Raw genomic sequence first — 16,561 nt, forward strand, 5'->3', positions numbered from 1 at the left:
CGGGCGCACGGCGGCCCCAACTGGCTCGCCCAGGGGTCAAGAGGGCACAGTGGTGCCCCGATGACTGTTCGCCATGCTCGTGCCCTGCCGTTGCTGAGTGCCCTGACGGTCGCCCTCGCGGTGTCGGCCTGCGCGGCGTCCGGCCCGGTCCGCTCGACGGGCCACGACCGGTCGGTCGCCCCTTCCGGCTCGTCCTCAGGACCGGGCCCGAGCCCGACCACCGCGGCCACCCGCACCACCACGAGGCCTCCCATCCAGACCAACAGAGCGACCACCCCGCCCAGCCACAGCCCCAGCGTGAGCCCGGGAACGGGCGTCACCCCGCCGGCCGGCACCCTGCCTGCCGTCGCGCTCGCCGGTGCGGAGCCCTCGGTGCGCTTCCCCCGCAACGACCCGGCAGTGGGTGCGGGCGCCAACCCCGTCGTCTCCGCCGTGCCGGACGCGCTCTGGAGCCGGATGGTGGGGTACTCGTGGACCCCAGGCTGCCCCGTGGGCCGCTCGCAGCTGCGTCTGGTCAGCGTGAACTTCTGGGGCTTCGACGGCCGCCGGTCCCGTGGGGGCGTGGTCGTGAGCTCGACGATCGCCACAGTGGCAGCCCAGGCCTTCGCAGGGCTCTACGGGCAGCAGTTCCGCATCAGGCAGATGCGGCCGATGGACTCGAGCTGGGGCCGGAACCCCAAGGGGCCCGGGGCGGACGACTACGCAGCGATGTCCGCTGACAACACCTCCGCGTTCAACTGCCGCTATGTCGGTGGCCAGGAGGCCAGTCGGGTCTACAGCAAACATGCCTACGGAACGGCGGTCGATGTGAACGACTTCGAGAACCCCTATGTCGCCGACGACGGGACGGTGTACCCGCAGCGGTACTTCCTCGTGCGGCGGGGTCCGGCGCCGGGGGTGTTCTCGTCGAGCTCCAGCTCCGCGGTCCGCGCCTTCACCGCCCAGGGGATGCACTGGGGCGGGTTGTGGGCCAAGCCCGACTACCAGCACTTCGAGCGATGAGCACCGCCCACCGCAGGTATGCCGCCGCGCCGGCCGTCCTGCTCACCACCGTTGCGCTCCTGCTCACCGCCTGCTCCCACCGCCCCGCGGCGACCGCCGCATCCAGCGGGAGCGGCCCCAGCACGAGCACCACAAGCAGCCCGACGACCGCCCCCACGCCCACCACAGCACGCACCACGGCCCACACGACGGCAGGGCCGACCGCGCATCGCGTGACGGCGCCGACGAGGCCCGGGCGTCCCACCACCACACCCTCCCCGCGGCCCGCGCCGACCCCGGTCCGGGCCGCTCCCGCTCCGGCTGCACCCCCACGCGCCACCTGCGCAGTCCCCGGCGGCCTCACGGCATACCAGGTGGTGCTCGTGAAGGGGATCGGCTCCCAGGCCGTCGTCCGGGCCTGCCACCGCTCCGGGTCCGGATACGTCCTGGACCTCGGGCCCTACTACGGCCACGTGGGCATCAACGGCGTCAGCTGGTCCAAGCGGGAGGGCGACCTCAGGACGCCGGCCGGCACCTTCCCCCTGCGTGGCGGGTTCGGCGTCTACGGGAACCCGGGGTTGGCACGCAGCTGGTTCGTCGTCGACTCGCACGACGTCTGGGTGGACGACAGCGGCTCGAGCCTCTACAACACCCACCAACGCACCCCGGCCGATGGGCGCTGGAGCTCGGCCGAGAGCCTCCTCAAGAGCCCGGCGTACACATACGCGCAGGTCATCGGTTACAACGAGGCCCGTACACCGGGCTTGGGGTCGGCGATCTTCTTCCACGTCGACACCGGCGGAGGCACGGCGGGCTGCGTGTCGCTGCCGAGTGGGGCGCTGCGCGCCGTCATGCGGTGGGAGGGGCCCAGCGCGGTGATGTCGATCAGCTGACTGCGACGAGGCGCGATACGGCGGTCTGATCGCGGTGGCCGCAACGACCCAGAGTTGGCAGAGTGGGCCCATGACCGTGCGCACCGTCGCCATGCTGACCGCCGGGGGCCTTGCCCCATGCCTGTCCGCAGCCGTTGGGGGCCTCATCGAGCGGTACACCGAGGTCGCGCCGGACCTGCGGATCATCGCCTACCGCGACGGCTACGCCGGGCTCCTGACGGGCGACTCCGTCGAGGTGGACGAGCGGGTGCGGGCCGCGGCGCACCTGCTGCAACGGTTCGGTGGGAGTCCGATCGGCAACAGCAGGGTCAAGCTCACCAACGTCGAGGACTGCGTGAAGCGGGGCCTGGTGAAGCCAGGCCAGGACCCCCTCCACGTCGCCGCTGACCAGCTCGCCCGAGATGGCGTCGACGTCCTGCACACCATCGGCGGCGACGACACCAACGGCACCGCCGCCGACCTGGCGGCCTACCTGCGCACGAGCGGCCACGACCTCACCGTCGTCGGCCTCCCCAAGACGATCGACAACGACATCGTGCCCATCCGCCAGTCCCTCGGGGCCTGGACGGCCGCCGAGCAGGGCGCCATCTTCGCCCGCAACATCCTCGCGGAGCACTCGTCCAACCCGCGCATGCTCGTCGTCCACGAGGTGATGGGGCGCAACTGCGGCTGGCTGACGGCCGCCACGGCCACGGCGTATCACCAGTGGGTCCGGAGCCAGGAGTTCGCCGGCTGGCTCGAGAACTCGCGCCAAGCCTGGGACGTGCATGGGGTGTTCATCCCCGAGCGGCCTTTCGACATCGCCCAGGAGGCCAAGCGGCTGCGTGCGGTCATGGACGAGTCCGACGGGGTGAACCTGTTCATCTCCGAGGGGGCCGGCATCTCCGAGATCGTCGCGTCGATGGAGCAGGCCGGCCACGAGGTGCCGCGCGACCCCTTCGGCCACGTGCAGCTCGACAAGGTCAACCCCGGCGCGTGGTTCGCCAAGCAGTTCGCCGCGGAGCTGGGCGCCGACAAGGTGCTCGTCCAGAAGAGCGGGTACTTCGCGCGGTCCGCCGCGGCCAACGACGCCGACCTCGAGCTCATCCGGGACTGCGCGACGTATGCCGTGGACGCGGCACTGCGGGGCGAGTCCGGAGTCGTGGGCCACGACGAGGAGCGTGGTGACGACCTGCGGGTGATCGAGTTCGAGCGGATCAAGGGCGGCAAGTCCTTCGACCCCAGCACGCCCTGGTTCACCGAGCTGCTTGCCGACCTCGGCCAGGCGTAGCAAGGTCGGGGCCATGACTTCATCGACCCCCTCCGCCACCCCCGCGGGCAAGCCTTCCGGCACCGCAGCCAGCACCGCGGCATACCGCCAGGCTCGTGACACGCTCGTCGCTCTCGCCGGGCAGCATGACCGGGCCCTCGCCGAGTTCCGCTGGCCCGACGTGGGGGAGCGGTTCAGCTGGGCGATCGACTGGTTCGACGCCATCGCGCGCGGCAACGACCGCACCGCCCTGTGGATCGTCGAGGAGGACGGCTTCGAGCGCCGGGTGAGCTTCGACGCGATGGCGACGCGCTCGGACCAGGTCGCGGTCTGGCTGTCCGAGCTGGGCGTCGGCCGCGGCGATCATGTGCTGCTGATGCTGGGCAACCAGGTGGAGCTGTGGGAGACGATGCTCGCGGTGGCCAAGCTGGGTGCGGTCATCATGCCGACGACGGCAGCCCTGGGTCCGGACGACCTGCGCGACCGCATCGACCGCGGTGGCGCGCGGGTGGTGGTGGCCAACCAGGGCGATGCGGCCAAGTTCGAGGAGGTGCCGGGCGACTACCTGCGCATCTGCGTCGGAGAGGTCGAGGGCTGGGCGAGCTACGCCGACGCCGAGCGTGCGCAGCCGCACGCCTTCGACACGGTGACCGCTGCGTCGGACCCGCTGCTGGTCTATTTCACGTCGGGGACCACGAGCAAGCCCAAGCTGGTCGAGCACACCCAGACGTCGTACCCGGTGGGACATCTGTCGACGATGTACTGGATCGGCGTGCGGCCGGGTGACGTCCATCTGGCGATCAGCTCGCCCGGCTGGGCCAAGCACGCGTGGTCGTGCTTCTTCGCCCCGTGGATCGCCGAGGCGACGATCTTCGTCTACAACTACGCGAGGTTCGACGCGGCGGCCCTGTTGGAGCAGCTTCGCCAGGCGCGGGTCACGACGTTCTGTGCTCCGCCGACGGTCTGGCGCATGCTCATCCAGGCCGACCTGAGCGGCGGCCCCGGTCAGCTGCGCGAGCTGCTGGCGGCGGGTGAGCCGCTCAACCCCGAGGTGATCACGCAGGTCGAGCACGCCTGGGGACTGACCATCCGCGACGGCTACGGCCAGACCGAGACCACCCTGCAGATCGGCAACATCGCCGGTGAGCCGCTCAAGCCCGGCTCGATGGGCCGGCCGATGCCGGGCGTGCCCGTGGCACTGGTGGACCCGCTCAGCGGCGAGCCGGCCGAGGAGGGCGAGATCGTGCTCGACCTCTCCCAACACCCGGTCAACCTCATGACGGGCTATCTCGGTGACCCCGAGCGCCAGGCCGAGGCGATGGCGGGCGGCTACTACCACACGGGCGACGTGGCGCAGCGAGACGCGGACGGCTACATCACCTACATCGGGCGCACCGATGACGTGTTCAAGGCCAGCGACTACAAGGTGTCGCCGTTCGAGCTGGAGAGCGTGCTCATCGAGCATCCCGCCGTGGCCGAGGCGGCTGTCGTCCCGGCGCCGGATGCCACGCGCCTGGCCGTGCCGAAGGCCTATGTCGCCCTGGCGCCCGGGTGGGAGCCCGATGCCGACACCGCCAAAGCGATCCTGGGGTATGCCCGCGCTCACCTGGCGCCGTATCTGCGGGTGCGCCGGATCGAGTTCTATGAGCTGCCGAAGACCGTCTCGGGCAAGATCCGGCGGGTGGAGCTGCGGGACCGCGAGCAGCGTGCGTTCGACGGTGGGGCGTCGCTGTCCGAGGAGTTCCGCGACGACCAGTTCCCGGAGCTCAAGGGCTGACCTGACAACCCTCGCATTCGCGACGTACCCTCTCAAAACCGTTGTGGATGAACGCGAATGGCTCCACTCGACTGGCGTTGGGCCCTATCGGGCCCGTTGGCCTCCCGGTACCGTGTGATGCGGGGGCCCGTCCGGGAACCCCGGGTACTCGAGCGGGCCGGGGATGCCAGTGCGGAGCTATCCATACGCCTTTCACGTCGCTCTCGACGGCAACGGGCTGAACGGCCTCGAGGGCAGGGCCGGCGTGTGCCTCTTCCGCTACGACCCGGTCAGCGGTGACCACGCCTACAAGATCGCCTACTTCCCCGGCGCCTCCGGTGGCCATGCCCCGAGTGCCGACCCCAGCCGGCGCGTCGGCTTCCTCGGCAACACCGGTCAGCACCTGCTGTTCTACGACCTGGCCACCCTCGAGGAGGCGGACCGGATCTCGACCCTGCGCTTCGAGGTTCCGGACACCACGATCAAGGGCAGCACCCACCTGGTCTGGCTCGACGACACGCAGTTCGTCACCTCGATCGGCGAGCACCTGTGGAAGTTCGACCTCAACCGGCTCACCAAGGCCGAACAGGTCGCTCCCCACGGACTGAAGATCCCGCATGCGATGAAGCGCACTGCATCTGGGCGCTACATCGTGTACGGCGGCATGGACCATCCCACCCGGGGGGAGGCCCGCGAGGTCGGCATCCTCGACACGGTGACCGGAGACGTCCGCCGGGTGGAGCTGCCCACGACCTGCTGGCACCTCGTCTGCCACCCCGTCCTCGACGTCTTCTACGCGATCTCGTTCCGCGTCACGCCGGCCGACCGCACCGACTGGGAGCACTGGGGCATGGCGTGGCTGCGCCAGTACGCCTTCGAGATCGACGCCGAGGAGGGTCGGGTGCTGCGGCACTGGACCGCCGACCGCGACGTGCCGGCGCACATCAACTCGGACGTGACCATCTCGGACTCCGAGCTCATCTTCTGCACGGGCGGTAGCCACACCGTCGTGTTCGTCGACCTGCTGACCCTGAGCAGGCACCGCCTCATCGACGAGCACCCGGGTGCGCTCGAGAGCTGGGCGCTGACGCGTCAGTCGGCCACCACCCTGACCGAGTCGTTCATGCGGGCCGGGTTCTTCGGCAACAGCAACGCCTTCGCCGAGTCCTTGCGGGTGAGCCGGGGCGCCCTGCTCGATGGCATCTACGCGTGCCAGCTCTCCGCCGACCAGACGCTGCTGTTCACGGCGAACCGAGGCCAGAACCACATCACCGTCTACGACTACCCCTCGCTGGAGATCCGCGACCGGGTCGTCATGCCGGAGCTGCAGGAGCTCGACCCCGGTCTGCCCGCGTGGGGCGACCCGCGGCTCGGCTTCCACCACTCCTACCTCGTCAGCCCCACCCTCTGACCGTCCAGCCACACCGTCCAGACCAGGAGCACCCTGATGGCCGACTACTCGATCGACACCACCATCTTCGGCGGCAGCCCGCTGCACGGTGACGTGACCGCGGACGTGACCTCGACCCTGACCGGGCTCGACGACATGAAGCTCACTCTGGCCGGGGGTGAGACGGCGACTCTGGCCGGCGGCCTCACGACCACGCTGGCCGGGGAGAACACCGTCCACAGCGACGCCACCATCACCCTTCAGCCCGTCACCACCACGTCCACAGTGAACACGACGTCGAGCGTCGACACGACCTCGAGCGTCGACCTCAAGCCAGTGGCGGTCGACACCTGCGTGCGGCTCGAGCTGGCGCCTCCGCCCGCGACGGAGGTCACGACGCCGTACGAGCAGCAGTGGGCCTGGTCCGTCCTGGGGTTCGAGCTGTTCGCCATCACCGTGCGCGGCTGCACGAGCACCCACGTCAGGCCCGAGCACCACGGGCCCGTCCTGGTCGACCGGTGACGCGGCCATGCCCGCCAGCCGACGGTCGAGGAACAGGACCGCGCAGAACGCAGAGGCCACCCGACCGTGAAGCGTGACCCCGCCGTTCTGGTGCTGACCGGCCCTCCCGGCCAGCTGCGCACCACGGTCACCGTCGAGAACACCGCCGACCGCCAGCTGGCCGTGCGTGCGGCGGCGCTGCACGGCCTCGGCGAGGTCGCGGTGCCCACAGGGGTGGGTGCCGTGATCCCGGCGGGTGCGACGGTGGCCGTGCCCGTGTCGTTCTCGGTCGACCCGGCCACTTCGCCCGGTGAGTATGCCGCAGAGCTGGAGGTGGGTGGGGTACGCCGGGCGGCGGTGGTGCGGGTGGAGTCGCACCTCGCCATGCGGGTGAGCCCGCGTCGGGTCCTCGCCGGCCCGGGGCGCCAGGACATCGAGCTCGAGGTCACCAACGAGGGCAACGTCGACGTCACCGTGGCGGCGCTGTCTCGTGCTCGCACCGACGACGGCGGCCCCGACCCGGGCCCCGACGTCTCCCTGGTCCTGGACGAGGCCGTGGTCGCGACGGCCGCCTCCACCGTGAGCGTCACCGGGCACGTGGAGGTGCCTGACCTGGACCCGACCCGGCGGCATACCGCTCGCATCCCCGTCGGCCTCGCCGACCTCGACGTCATCATCCTTCCCCGCACCGCATCGGAGTCACCGTCATGAGCACCGCAACCCCCATGTCAACGCCCACCTCGGCCACCGAGTACCTCGCGACGCTGCGCGACGGATGGACCCAGGCCATGCAGCAGTGGGTGGACCAGTCCGGCTCCGCCTGGGACCAGTGGTCGCGCTGGGCCCAGGACTGGGCCGGCGCCGTGCCACAGCCGCCGGGATGGGGGGCGGCTGCCGCGCCGCGAGGCAAGCCGGGCCGCCCCGGCTCCCGACCCGGCCACGACCACCACCACGACCCCCACGACCACCAGCACGACCGCTGCGACCACGACCATGACCACTGCGGCCCCCGTCGCCACGACTGCGACTGCGGTTGCGACTGCCGCTGTGGACGCGAGGCGCGCGAGGGGTGTCGTGACACGTGTGGCTGCTGCGTGCCCGAGGCGGATGTCGTCGTCCATGCACGAGCGGGGGAGGTGCGGGTCGTGCCGTTCCGGCTGTCCAACCGGTGGCGTCGCGAGCGTGAGGTGACGCTGGCCGTCGGCCCCTGGCAGGTGTGCGGCGGTCGGGCGCTGGAGGTCCGTGGCGTCCTCGAGGCCGAGAAGCTGGTGCTCGCCCCCTGTGAGGACCGAGTGGTCCGGCTCATGGTCTCGGTGGGCGGCGGGGACGTGGCGAACACCGGCGGCACGGGCGACCAGGCCGGCGACAACTCCCAAGCCTCCGCTACGGACGTGGACGAGTCCGTGAGCGCTTATGCCGATGTGCGCTTCGAGGGGTGCGGCCGACCGCTTCGCGTCGCGGTCGTCGTGAGTCCCGGCAGGTGCGACGCCGTGGACATCTGTTGTGACTGCGGCTGCTGCTGAGGAGGCGGGAATGAGTGAGCAGACCTCGAGCTCTGAGGAGACCTTGGCCCGGATCACCGAGCTGGCGCGGCAGGCGCTGCAGGCGCAAGCCAGCTTCGCGCGACAGTCGCTTGAGCTCGGACGGGCGACCCTCGCGGGTGACGTCGACCGGACGACCACCGGCCGCGCCTACGTCGATGCCGTCAGCCGTGAAGGCGCACGGTACTGGCGTGAGGTCGGGGCGCTGGGCCTCGACTACGCGGGTGAGCTGATGGCGCTCAGCAGCCGCACGGCCGCCCGCATCATCAGTGACACCTCTGCAGCAGGCGCACGCGCCGGCGCTCGCCGGGACCAGCCGCGTCGTCGCGGCGCCGCCGCTGACGGCAGCCCGGAGGGTGGCCGAGCGGTCGATGATCTCGACGGGAGACATGTGCCCGTGACTCTGCGGGGCGCGGCCGGCCAGACCGCCCGCGCGTCGGTCACGGTGGCCAACCAGCATCCTCGCGCCCGCAGGGTCGTGCTCCGTCCGAGTGAGCTGCGGGACCTGGGCGGCACGGTCATCGCCCTGACGCTCACAGTGGACCCCGACCAGGTCACGCTGCCCGCGGGGGAGGAGCAGCAGGTGGTCCTGGAGACCGAGCTCACCGCCGAGCTCGTGCAGCCTGGTGAGCGGTACGTCGGCACGGTCGAGGTCAGCGGGGGCGACGAGGCGACGCTGGACGTGACCGTGGAGGTCGGGTCCTGACCGTGGCCGCACCGAGGGGTTCGGACGCCGGCTCGCCTGGCAGTGGCCCAGGCACGAGCGGCCTGGCGGCCCGCACCTCCGGATGCAGCCGCAGTCCTTCTCGCACCCAGCGTGGCAGGTCCGGGCTCACCGCCAGCCACGCCAGCGAGGCGGCGACGGCGGCGCGCGCCGGCCGCCCGGCATACCCGAGCTCGTGGGCCTTGGCCGAGGTGTACCAGTAGTACCTGCCCACGGTCTGCGCCTCGTCCCGCGTCGACAGGGGCTCGGTGCCGGTCACGCGTGCCCAGAGCTCGGTCGCTGCCGACACCGTCCACGCACTGCCCGCGGGCATCTCGGCGAAGGGGCCGGGCAGCCCGGCGAGCTCGGCGACCAGGGTGTGCAGCATGCGCCAGGTGACGTCGTCGCCGCCGAGCAGGTAGCGCTCGCCCGCGATGCCACGCTCCAGAAGCGTGACGTGGCCGGCTCCGACGTCTCGGGCGTCAACGACGTTGCAGCCGCCGGGATAGGTGCTCCGCGTGGGGTCCAGGAGATAGCGCAGGACGATGGCGTTGCTGGGGGCCAGCCGGGTGAAGGGCCCCCCGAGGATGACGGTGGGCAAGGCCAGCACCACCGGTATGCCGCGCCGTCCCCCCGTCTCCAGGGCTACCTCCTCCTGGCTCACCTTGCTCGCGTAGTAGGCGGGTGCCGGCTCGGCGCCGAGGTGGTCGGTCTCGTCGCGCGCGCGCGGGATGCTGCTCGACCCGCAGGTGACGGACGAGGACGTGACGACGGCTCGCGCCAGCCCCGCGTCGGCTGCGGCCTCGAGCACGGCCTGGGTGCCGTCGACGTTGACCTGCTCGACCTCGGCGGCCCGGGCGCCCCCGAAGGCATAGACGGCGGCGCAGTGGACGAGGGCGTCGCAGCCGGTCAGGGCGACGGCGAGTCGGCGGCGGTCGGTGAGGGGTGCGGTGACCCGTTCGACGGTGTCCTCGCCAATGCGTAGGGTGCCGACCGCAGGACCGTCGCGGGTCACCGCGCGGACCTCGTGACCTGCCTGCAGGGCCGCGCGCGCGACCTGGCCGCCGACCATGCCGGTGGCGCCGGTGACCGCCACTCTCACCGCGCCCCCCTGGCGTGCCGGAAGCCCTGTGGGTCGACGACGGTCTCCAGCCGTTGGCCCGGGCCGTCAGCCGTGCCGAGCCAGTCGCGGGCGAGACCGAGCATCAGGTCCAGCGACTGGGTCGCCAGCGGTCCGGTGGGATCAGGTGGTGGGCGGCCGATCCGGAACTCCCGACCCTCGAAGCAGGCCTCCAGGTTGTCGAAGGTCGTCGTGAAGAACCGGCGATAGGCGTCCTCCAGCAACGGGTGCCGCAGCTCCGGTACCGCTGTGAGGTCGACCCCGGCCCACGCGGGCGGCAGGGTGAACAGCTGCCGTCCCCGCACCGTGGCACGCGTACCTCCCGAGGCTCCGGCGCCAAGCCTGGTGAAGGTCAGGCTGCCGTCGTCGTAGGTCGCTGAGCCGTTGGGGCTGTGAGTCGTTCGCCAGGTCAGGCGATGCCGGTCCGCATCGCGCTCGACGAGCTCGATCTTGCAGACGTCGATCGGCCGACCTCCCCAGACGGCCAGGTAGTTCGGCTGCGGGAGATAGAGGTTGCGTTCGGCCTGGCGGGTCGAGCCGGGCGAGCTCGGCTCCCCATCGGCCGACACCGTGACGCGACGACCGCCGAGATAGTCGGCCATCAGGCTGATCCCCGCAGCCACGTCCACCCGCGCGACGAACTGGTCGAAGTCGGCAGCAAGGTCGCGGGACATCTCGAAGACGGTCGCTCCGTCGACGAGCCGCCACCGCATCCCGTCGGCGTTGGCGGATACGCCGTCGAGGAGTTCCTCGAACGGAGCCAAGAACTCGGGCAGCGCGTCGTACTCCTTGGGGGAGTAGGACATCGGGTCGAACCCCAGCGACACCTCGCGTCGGTCCACCCTGCTCTTGTCGAGCCCGGTCGACCAGGCCTGCACGCCCTCGTGCGAGGCCGCGGCCACGCCCAGCAGTGCGGTGAGCCCGGCCTGCCCCATCGCATCGTCCGCTGCGGCCACCAGGGGGGTGACGACCGCGCGGATCGCCCCGAGCACCGCGTCGCCGGCCTCGGCGCCCTCGTCCGGGCCGCCGGTCGCCGCGCTCAGGACCCGCTCCCAACGAGGGTCCGCCGCGAGGTGCCGGGCAGCCGAGCCGGCGAGCGGGTGGGCATGACGCGCGCCCTTCATGGGCGTCAGCACGCCGTCTATGCCGCCGCGCGGCGACCGCAGGCGTTCCACAGCCCGTTCGACGAGCCGCGACGCGGCCCGGTCCTGTCCGAGCAACGCGGCCAGGGCGGTGTCGGCAGCCAGGGCGTCCGTGGCCGCCACGAGGTCACCGCAGTCCAGGAGGTCGGGCAGCCGCGCTCCGTCTGCGCCGACGCTCGGCCGCAGCGCGTCGACCACGACGAGTGTGGGCGGCAGGTGGGCCAGCAGGTCCGTCGCCATGTCAGCGGCTTCGGCGCCGGCCACCTCGGGTGCGGCGCCCAGCAGCGTGGTCAGGCACCCGGCATACCCGTCGACGAGGTCGGTCACCGCGCGCGCCACGACCACCCTCGTGGCCGCTCGCGCCCAGGCTGCCGAGACCGGCCGGCCGTTCAGGACGCTGGTCTCCGGCACGGGCGCCGCGACAGTCTCGGACCCGAGGTCGAGCAGCTCGTACGCGCGCCCGCGACCTGTTCGCCCACGTATGCCGGCCAGCTGGGCCAGGGTGTGCACCGAGCGCTGCCCGCGGTCGCGGTCGAACGTGTGCAGCGACCAGCCGACGGCCACCTCGTCACAGCCCCCCTCGACGAGCAGGTCCACCACCTCGTGGACCACCGCTGCGCTCACGGGCGTGGGCTGCGAGAGGTGGGCCAGCACGACGGCCGAGCCGGTCAGCCGGGGTCCCAGGCGCGTCACCGCCTGGGCCAGGGCCGCAACGCCCCCACCCCTGACCACGACGCAGGCCAGCGGTTCCCGGCTCCGGACACCCTCAGGGGCCACCCGTCCATGAAAGCAGCGGACCCTGGCCAGCGGTAGGGGCCGGTGCGATAGTGGCGGGGTGGCCGATGACATGGACATCCAGCAGCGCATCCAGAGGCTGATCGATGAGGAGCACGGGCTGCGCTCGCAGCTCACGGACGGCGAGATCAGCGTGAGCGAGGAGCACGAGCGCCTGCGCAGGGTCGAGGTCGAGCTGGACCAGTGCTGGGACCTCCTGCGCCAGCGGCGGGCCCGCCGCGAGTTCGGCGAGAACCCCGACGAGGCCCAGGTGCGCGACGCCCGGGTCGTCGAGGGGTACACCGGCTGAGCTGAGCTGTTCCCGCCGCCCCTCTTGTGGCGGGCCCCCTTGGCGCGCGGCGGTCAGCTTCGGCCTGCACCAGTGCGCATCAGCGTGGGATGGGCCTGTCGGCTGCGGTCCTGGGCTACCCTCGAAGGAAGCCGGGTACTGACGAAGGGGGTGCGCCCCATGCGCACGGATCTCGTTCACCTGCACGTCGACCTGCCACGCCACGACTCGCGGTGGTGGATCGGCCACACAGCCCTCGCCGTGGTGCTGGTCGCTGTGTTGCTCTACGCCGCGGCCGTGCTGCTCGTCCTCGCGGGGACCATGCTGCTCTAGGCCCTCACCAGCCCCGGTCGACCCACTCCTGCAGCTGCGGTGCCTCCCGCGAGATGACCGTGGAGTCACCGTGGCCGGGCAGCACGATGGTGTCCGGCGGCAAGGTGAAGAGCCGGTCGCGGATGGAGTCGATGATCGTCGCGAAGTCGCTGTGGTCGTTCCGCGTGGCCCCGGGGCCGCCGGGGAACAGCGTGTCGCCGGTGAACACCGCGGCGAGCGCGGGTGCGTGGAAGCAGCACGAGCCGGGCGTGTGTCCAGGGGTGTGTAGCACCGTCAGCTCGACATCTCCGACCGTGAGCGTCGCCCCGTCGGCCAGGTCCTCGTCGGGCGTCACGGGGTAGTGGTCGTCCCAGAGGAACCTGTCGGCCGGATGCAGGTATGCCGGGGCGCGCGTGCCGTCGCACACCTCGCCGACCGCATCGATGTGGTCGAAATGACCGTGGGTGACCAGGACGGCCTTGACCCTGCGACCGCGGGCGATCGCCTTGACGATGGCGCGGCCGTCATGGCCGGCGTCGATGACCACGCATTCGTCGTCGTCGCCGACGACCCAGGTGTTGTTCTCCAGGGTGAGGTCGCCGTGGGCTCGGGGCACGGTGCCCGCGGTCACGACGCGCTCGACGCGGACGCCGGCAGGGGAGGGCGAGGGGTGCGGCATACGACCATCCTCTCGCATGGTCGGTGCGAGGCCCTACGATCGCCCGGTGGCGACCTCCCGGCGGCGACATCCCAGTTGGTGGGTGGCAGCGGCCGTGGTAGGCGTCGTGCTCGCCGGGGGCGGCGGGTTCGCAGCGCTCCGGCTGCGTGCGCCGTTGCCGGCGGTCGTCATGAGCCCGGTGGCGTCGGCTGAGGTCCAGCTGCCTGGCAAGCCGGTGGCGCTTCCCTGGCCGACCCACGGTCAGGCAGCCATGGTGGTCGAGGGTGTCGGCACGGCCGGGGTCCATGGTCAGTCGGGGCCCGTCCCGATCGGCAGCGTCGCCAAGGTGATGACGGCCCTGGTGATCCTGCGCGACCACCCCCTGGCGGGCAACGCGCCTGGACCGTCGCTGACCGTGACTCCCGCCGACGAACGGGCGTTTGCTGCGGCGCTCGGCACCGGCGACTCGATGGTTCCGGTCGTCGCCGGAGAGCGGATCACCGAGCGGCAGGCGCTCGAGGCGCTGATGGTGCCCTCCGCCGACAACGTCGCGGACATGCTGGCGCAGTGGGACGCGGGGAGTGTCCCGGCGTTCGTGGCCAAGATGGACCGGCAGGCGCGCGCCTGGGGCGCGACGCACACCCACTACGCCGACGCGAGCGGCCTGAGCCCCCAGACGACCAGCACCGCCTCGGACCAGGTACTGGTCGGCGAACGGGCCCTCCGTGCGCCCGTCCTGGCGGCGGTGATGGCCGAGAAGACGGCGACGCTTCCGGTGGCCGGCGTCGTGTCCAACTACAACTCTCTGCTCGGCTCCGACGGTGTCATCGGCATCAAGACGGGGTCGACGCGGGCGGCCGGGGGCAGCCTGCTGTTTGCCGCCACGAGGCGAGTGGGCGCCCGGCCCGTGACCGTCGTCGGTGCCGTGCTGGGTCAGGCGGTGGGCACGGCCCCCTTGTCAGCTCTGCAGGTGGCGCTCGACGGCTCACGAGCCCTGGTCCGAGCCGTGACCGGCTCCCTGCGGGCGCAACAGGTGGTGGTGCCCGGGGCCGTCGTGTCGGCGGGCGTCGCCCCGTGGGGTCCGCGCACGACGGCGCGAGTCTCGAACGCGGTCACGGTGCTGGGCTTCCCCGGGGCGGTCGTCCAGGTCACGTCGCTCGGCTGCGATGTGAGCGTGCCGGCGCCCGCCGGTGAGCCGTGCGGTGGCGTCGCGGTGACGTGGGGTGATCGCCTCAGCGGGCGGTCGTCGGCGACCGTGGGCGCGACCCTCGACCGCGGCATACCTCGGCCGTCGTGGAGACAGCGCCTCCTGCAAGGTGAGTAGGACGGTGGTGCGCCGCTCCCTGTCCGCGGGCCCGCGTGGGTAGCCTCGGCCCCATGCCGACGTCCAGCCTCGACCCCGCGATGTTCGACGCGCCACTGCACGCCCAGCTCGAGTCGTTCGTGGACGACCACCGAGAGGCGCTGCTCCACTGCCTCGACGGCCTGAGTGAGGAGGAGGCGCGCCGAAGGCTGGTGCCCTCGAAGACGACGTTGTTGGGACTGGTGAAGCACGCGACCTTCGTGGAGCGGGTGTGGTTCGACGAGGCCGTCACTCGTCGCTCCCGCCAGGAGATCGGTCTGCCTGCGAGTCCCGACGAGTCGTTCGACCTGTCTGCCGAGGAGACGATCTCGTCAGTGCTTGAGGGGTACCGAGCCGCGTGCGAGGCGTCGCGAGCGGCGGGGGCCGGGCTGGGGCTGGACGACGTCGTGAGCGGCAACCGTCGCGGACCGCTGCCGATGCGATGGATCTATCTGCACCTGCTGCGCGAGCTGGCCCAGCATTGCGGGCACGCCGACATCCTCAGGGAGCAGGTCATGGCCGAGCGGCTCTCTGGAGATACGCCGACGCCATCGTCCTGAGGTCGCTCGGGAGGGAGGCGTTCGCCAGGCAGGAGGCTTGAGCCGGGGATGATGCATCAGCCTGCCCCGGCCTCAGCTGGCACGGCGGGACTCCAGCAGTGGCGGGGCGGTGGAGTCGTAGCTGTGGCCTGTCGGCGTCGTCAGACGCACGCGGTGAGGTGAGCCCGGTGAGAGGCCGTCTGCAAGCACCTCGGCACGCCATCCTGGCGACTCCTTCGCCTGGTTGCAGGCGACGCATAGGCCCTGTCCGTTCGTCGAGCTGGTCGGACCGCCACGGCCGGCTGGGAGCACGTGGTCGCTGTGCCGGACGGGTGCGTCGCACCAGGGAGTGCGGCAGATCTTGTCGCGAAGTGCGAGGAACCGGGCGAGCCCCGCCGGGAAGTGGCGTCGGCGGCTCTCCAGCGCGACCAGCTGGGTGCAGTCGGCCGTGGCGAACATCGTGCGAACCGAGACCGGGGCACCTCCGGCGAGGCTGGTCGCGATCAGCGACCGCGCGGTGTCAGCGCTGATCGGCCCGAAGCCGGCGACCTCTGCGGCCTCGTCCCCGAGGCCGGCGATCGTCTGGACTGGCACGACGACCTGGAGCTCCATGGCGGGCGCCTCGGCCGTGGCCTGCCCGGTCACCCGCTCGACGAGCGTGTCGGCCATGATCTGACCGCGCCCTCGGGCGTCCCCAGCGGCGATGCGCTCGCGCGCATGGCGGTCCAAAGCGGCATATGCGGCCACGCCTTGGGCGACCGGAAGCAAGCCGGTCAGCACCGTCATGGTGTCGGGTGCTGGTCGGAGTGAGACGCGGCGGTCCAGGGCGGCCCAAGCGGCGCGCCGCGCGACCGAGTCGGCGTCGAGCGTGGCTGCAAGCCCGCGAGCGGCACGGACCAGCCGCAGGTCAGACATGCTCGGCAGCTCGGCGTCGAGCCGCTCGTCGACCTCGCCTCGGTGCTCGACGGTCAGCATCGCCGTCTCTCGACACATCAGCGTGGCTCGCCACTCGCTGATCCGGCCCGCCTCCAGGTGAGCCATGGTGCGTGGCATCTCGCGCACCAGGGCCCTGGCCAGGCCGAGGTATCGGGAACCGCGGTGTGGAGACTCGCGCCGAGCCAAGGCGAGCTGGGCGCCGACGCCGCGCCCCTGCTCGCGTGCGGGCACCCCCTGGGCTGCCTGCAGCCTGCGCTGGGAGTCGTCGAAGGCCACGGACAGGCGAGCTTGGAGGGCCGCGGCCGCTGCCTTCAGCTCCTCCAGTGCGCTGATGAGGTCGATCCGCTCGCGATCGACCATTGCGGTCGAGCACTGCGCCAGCGCGACCGTGGCGGATCGCACCTCGGCCGCCGACATCCCCCCGGAATCGAACAT

At 71.8% G+C, this 16,561-nt stretch carries 17 protein-coding genes; 13 read left to right on the plus strand and 4 right to left on the minus strand.

The window, feature by feature from the left end; all coding sequences use genetic code 11:
• Positions 1-60 precede the first annotated feature (60 nt).
• The 9 genes from VGN50_RS02300 (at position 61) to VGN50_RS02340 (ending at position 9,017) form a co-directional block, all read left to right on the plus strand.
• Positions 61-1,002, plus strand: a complete 942-nt coding sequence (locus VGN50_RS02300; RefSeq protein ID WP_327443019.1) for a M15 family metallopeptidase — start codon at positions 61-63, stop codon at positions 1,000-1,002.
• Entirely contained in the window at positions 999-1,874 is an 876-nt protein-coding gene (locus VGN50_RS02305; protein WP_327443020.1) for a hypothetical protein, read from the plus strand. Before VGN50_RS02300 ends, VGN50_RS02305 begins: the two co-directional genes overlap by 4 nt.
• Before the next feature lie 70 nt (positions 1,875-1,944).
• Entirely contained in the window at positions 1,945-3,144 is a 1,200-nt protein-coding gene (locus VGN50_RS02310) for a pyrophosphate--fructose-6-phosphate 1-phosphotransferase (RefSeq protein WP_327443021.1), read from the plus strand.
• 13 nt (positions 3,145-3,157) lie between these two features.
• Positions 3,158-4,900, plus strand: coding sequence for an AMP-binding protein (locus tag VGN50_RS02315; RefSeq protein WP_327443022.1), 1,743 nt, complete (start codon positions 3,158-3,160; stop codon positions 4,898-4,900).
• Positions 4,901-5,069: 169 nt separating this feature from the next.
• Positions 5,070-6,290, plus strand: coding sequence for a hypothetical protein (locus VGN50_RS02320; RefSeq protein ID WP_327443023.1), 1,221 nt, complete (start codon positions 5,070-5,072; stop codon positions 6,288-6,290).
• A gap of 36 nt (positions 6,291-6,326) precedes the next feature.
• A complete protein-coding gene (locus VGN50_RS02325) occupies positions 6,327-6,791 on the plus strand; it encodes a hypothetical protein (RefSeq protein WP_327443024.1) in 465 nt (154 codons plus the stop codon).
• A 66-nt stretch (positions 6,792-6,857) separates the two neighbouring features.
• Positions 6,858-7,481 (plus strand): hypothetical protein, encoded by a 624-nt coding sequence (locus tag VGN50_RS02330; protein ID WP_327443025.1) that lies wholly within the window; start codon positions 6,858-6,860, stop codon positions 7,479-7,481.
• Positions 7,478-8,293 (plus strand): hypothetical protein, encoded by an 816-nt coding sequence (locus tag VGN50_RS02335; RefSeq protein WP_327443026.1) that lies wholly within the window; start codon positions 7,478-7,480, stop codon positions 8,291-8,293. The genes VGN50_RS02330 and VGN50_RS02335 overlap by 4 nt, the downstream gene beginning before the upstream one ends.
• Positions 8,294-8,303: 10 nt before the next feature.
• Positions 8,304-9,017 carry a hypothetical protein gene (locus VGN50_RS02340; RefSeq protein ID WP_327443027.1) on the plus strand — a complete coding sequence of 238 codons (714 nt, stop codon included), beginning with the start codon at positions 8,304-8,306 and terminating at the stop codon, positions 9,015-9,017.
• Here the strand turns inward: VGN50_RS02340 and VGN50_RS02345 are convergent.
• Together VGN50_RS02345 and VGN50_RS02350 are read right to left on the minus strand one after the other, a co-directional pair.
• Positions 8,965-10,116, minus strand: coding sequence for an NAD-dependent epimerase/dehydratase family protein (locus VGN50_RS02345; protein WP_327443028.1), 1,152 nt, complete (start codon positions 10,114-10,116; stop codon positions 8,965-8,967). The genes VGN50_RS02340 and VGN50_RS02345 overlap by 53 nt on opposite strands.
• A complete protein-coding gene (locus tag VGN50_RS02350; RefSeq protein ID WP_327443029.1) occupies positions 10,113-12,053 on the minus strand; it encodes a DUF362 domain-containing protein in 1,941 nt (646 codons plus the stop codon). The genes VGN50_RS02345 and VGN50_RS02350 overlap by 4 nt, the downstream gene beginning before the upstream one ends.
• 58 nt (positions 12,054-12,111) lie before the next feature.
• On the opposite strand from VGN50_RS02350, the gene VGN50_RS02355 reads away from it, so the two are divergent.
• Entirely contained in the window at positions 12,112-12,360 is a 249-nt protein-coding gene (locus VGN50_RS02355; protein ID WP_327443030.1) for a DUF2630 family protein, read from the plus strand.
• Between the two features lie 159 nt (positions 12,361-12,519).
• Positions 12,520-12,672 (plus strand): hypothetical protein, encoded by a 153-nt coding sequence (locus tag VGN50_RS02360; RefSeq protein ID WP_327443031.1) that lies wholly within the window; start codon positions 12,520-12,522, stop codon positions 12,670-12,672.
• 4 nt (positions 12,673-12,676) lie between these two features.
• Here VGN50_RS02360 and VGN50_RS02365 read toward each other — a convergent pair whose 3' ends face one another.
• A complete protein-coding gene (locus VGN50_RS02365) occupies positions 12,677-13,330 on the minus strand; it encodes an MBL fold metallo-hydrolase (RefSeq protein ID WP_327443032.1) in 654 nt (217 codons plus the stop codon).
• Between the two features lie 82 nt (positions 13,331-13,412).
• Between VGN50_RS02365 and VGN50_RS02370 the strand changes: the two genes are divergently transcribed.
• Together VGN50_RS02370 and VGN50_RS02375 are read left to right on the plus strand one after the other, a co-directional pair.
• Entirely contained in the window at positions 13,413-14,633 is a 1,221-nt protein-coding gene (locus tag VGN50_RS02370) for a hypothetical protein (RefSeq protein WP_327443033.1), read from the plus strand.
• A 53-nt stretch (positions 14,634-14,686) separates the two neighbouring features.
• Positions 14,687-15,211: a DinB family protein gene (locus VGN50_RS02375; RefSeq protein ID WP_327443034.1), complete on the plus strand. Its 525-nt coding sequence runs from the start codon at positions 14,687-14,689 to the stop codon at positions 15,209-15,211.
• A 72-nt stretch (positions 15,212-15,283) separates the two neighbouring features.
• On the opposite strand, the gene VGN50_RS02380 is transcribed toward VGN50_RS02375, so the two are convergent.
• Complete coding sequence (locus VGN50_RS02380; RefSeq protein ID WP_327443035.1) at positions 15,284-16,561, minus strand: HNH endonuclease; 1,278 nt, start codon at positions 16,559-16,561, stop codon at positions 15,284-15,286.

Source organism: Pedococcus sp. (assembly GCF_036000045.1).
GTDB lineage: Bacteria > Actinomycetota > Actinomycetes > Actinomycetales > Dermatophilaceae > Pedococcus.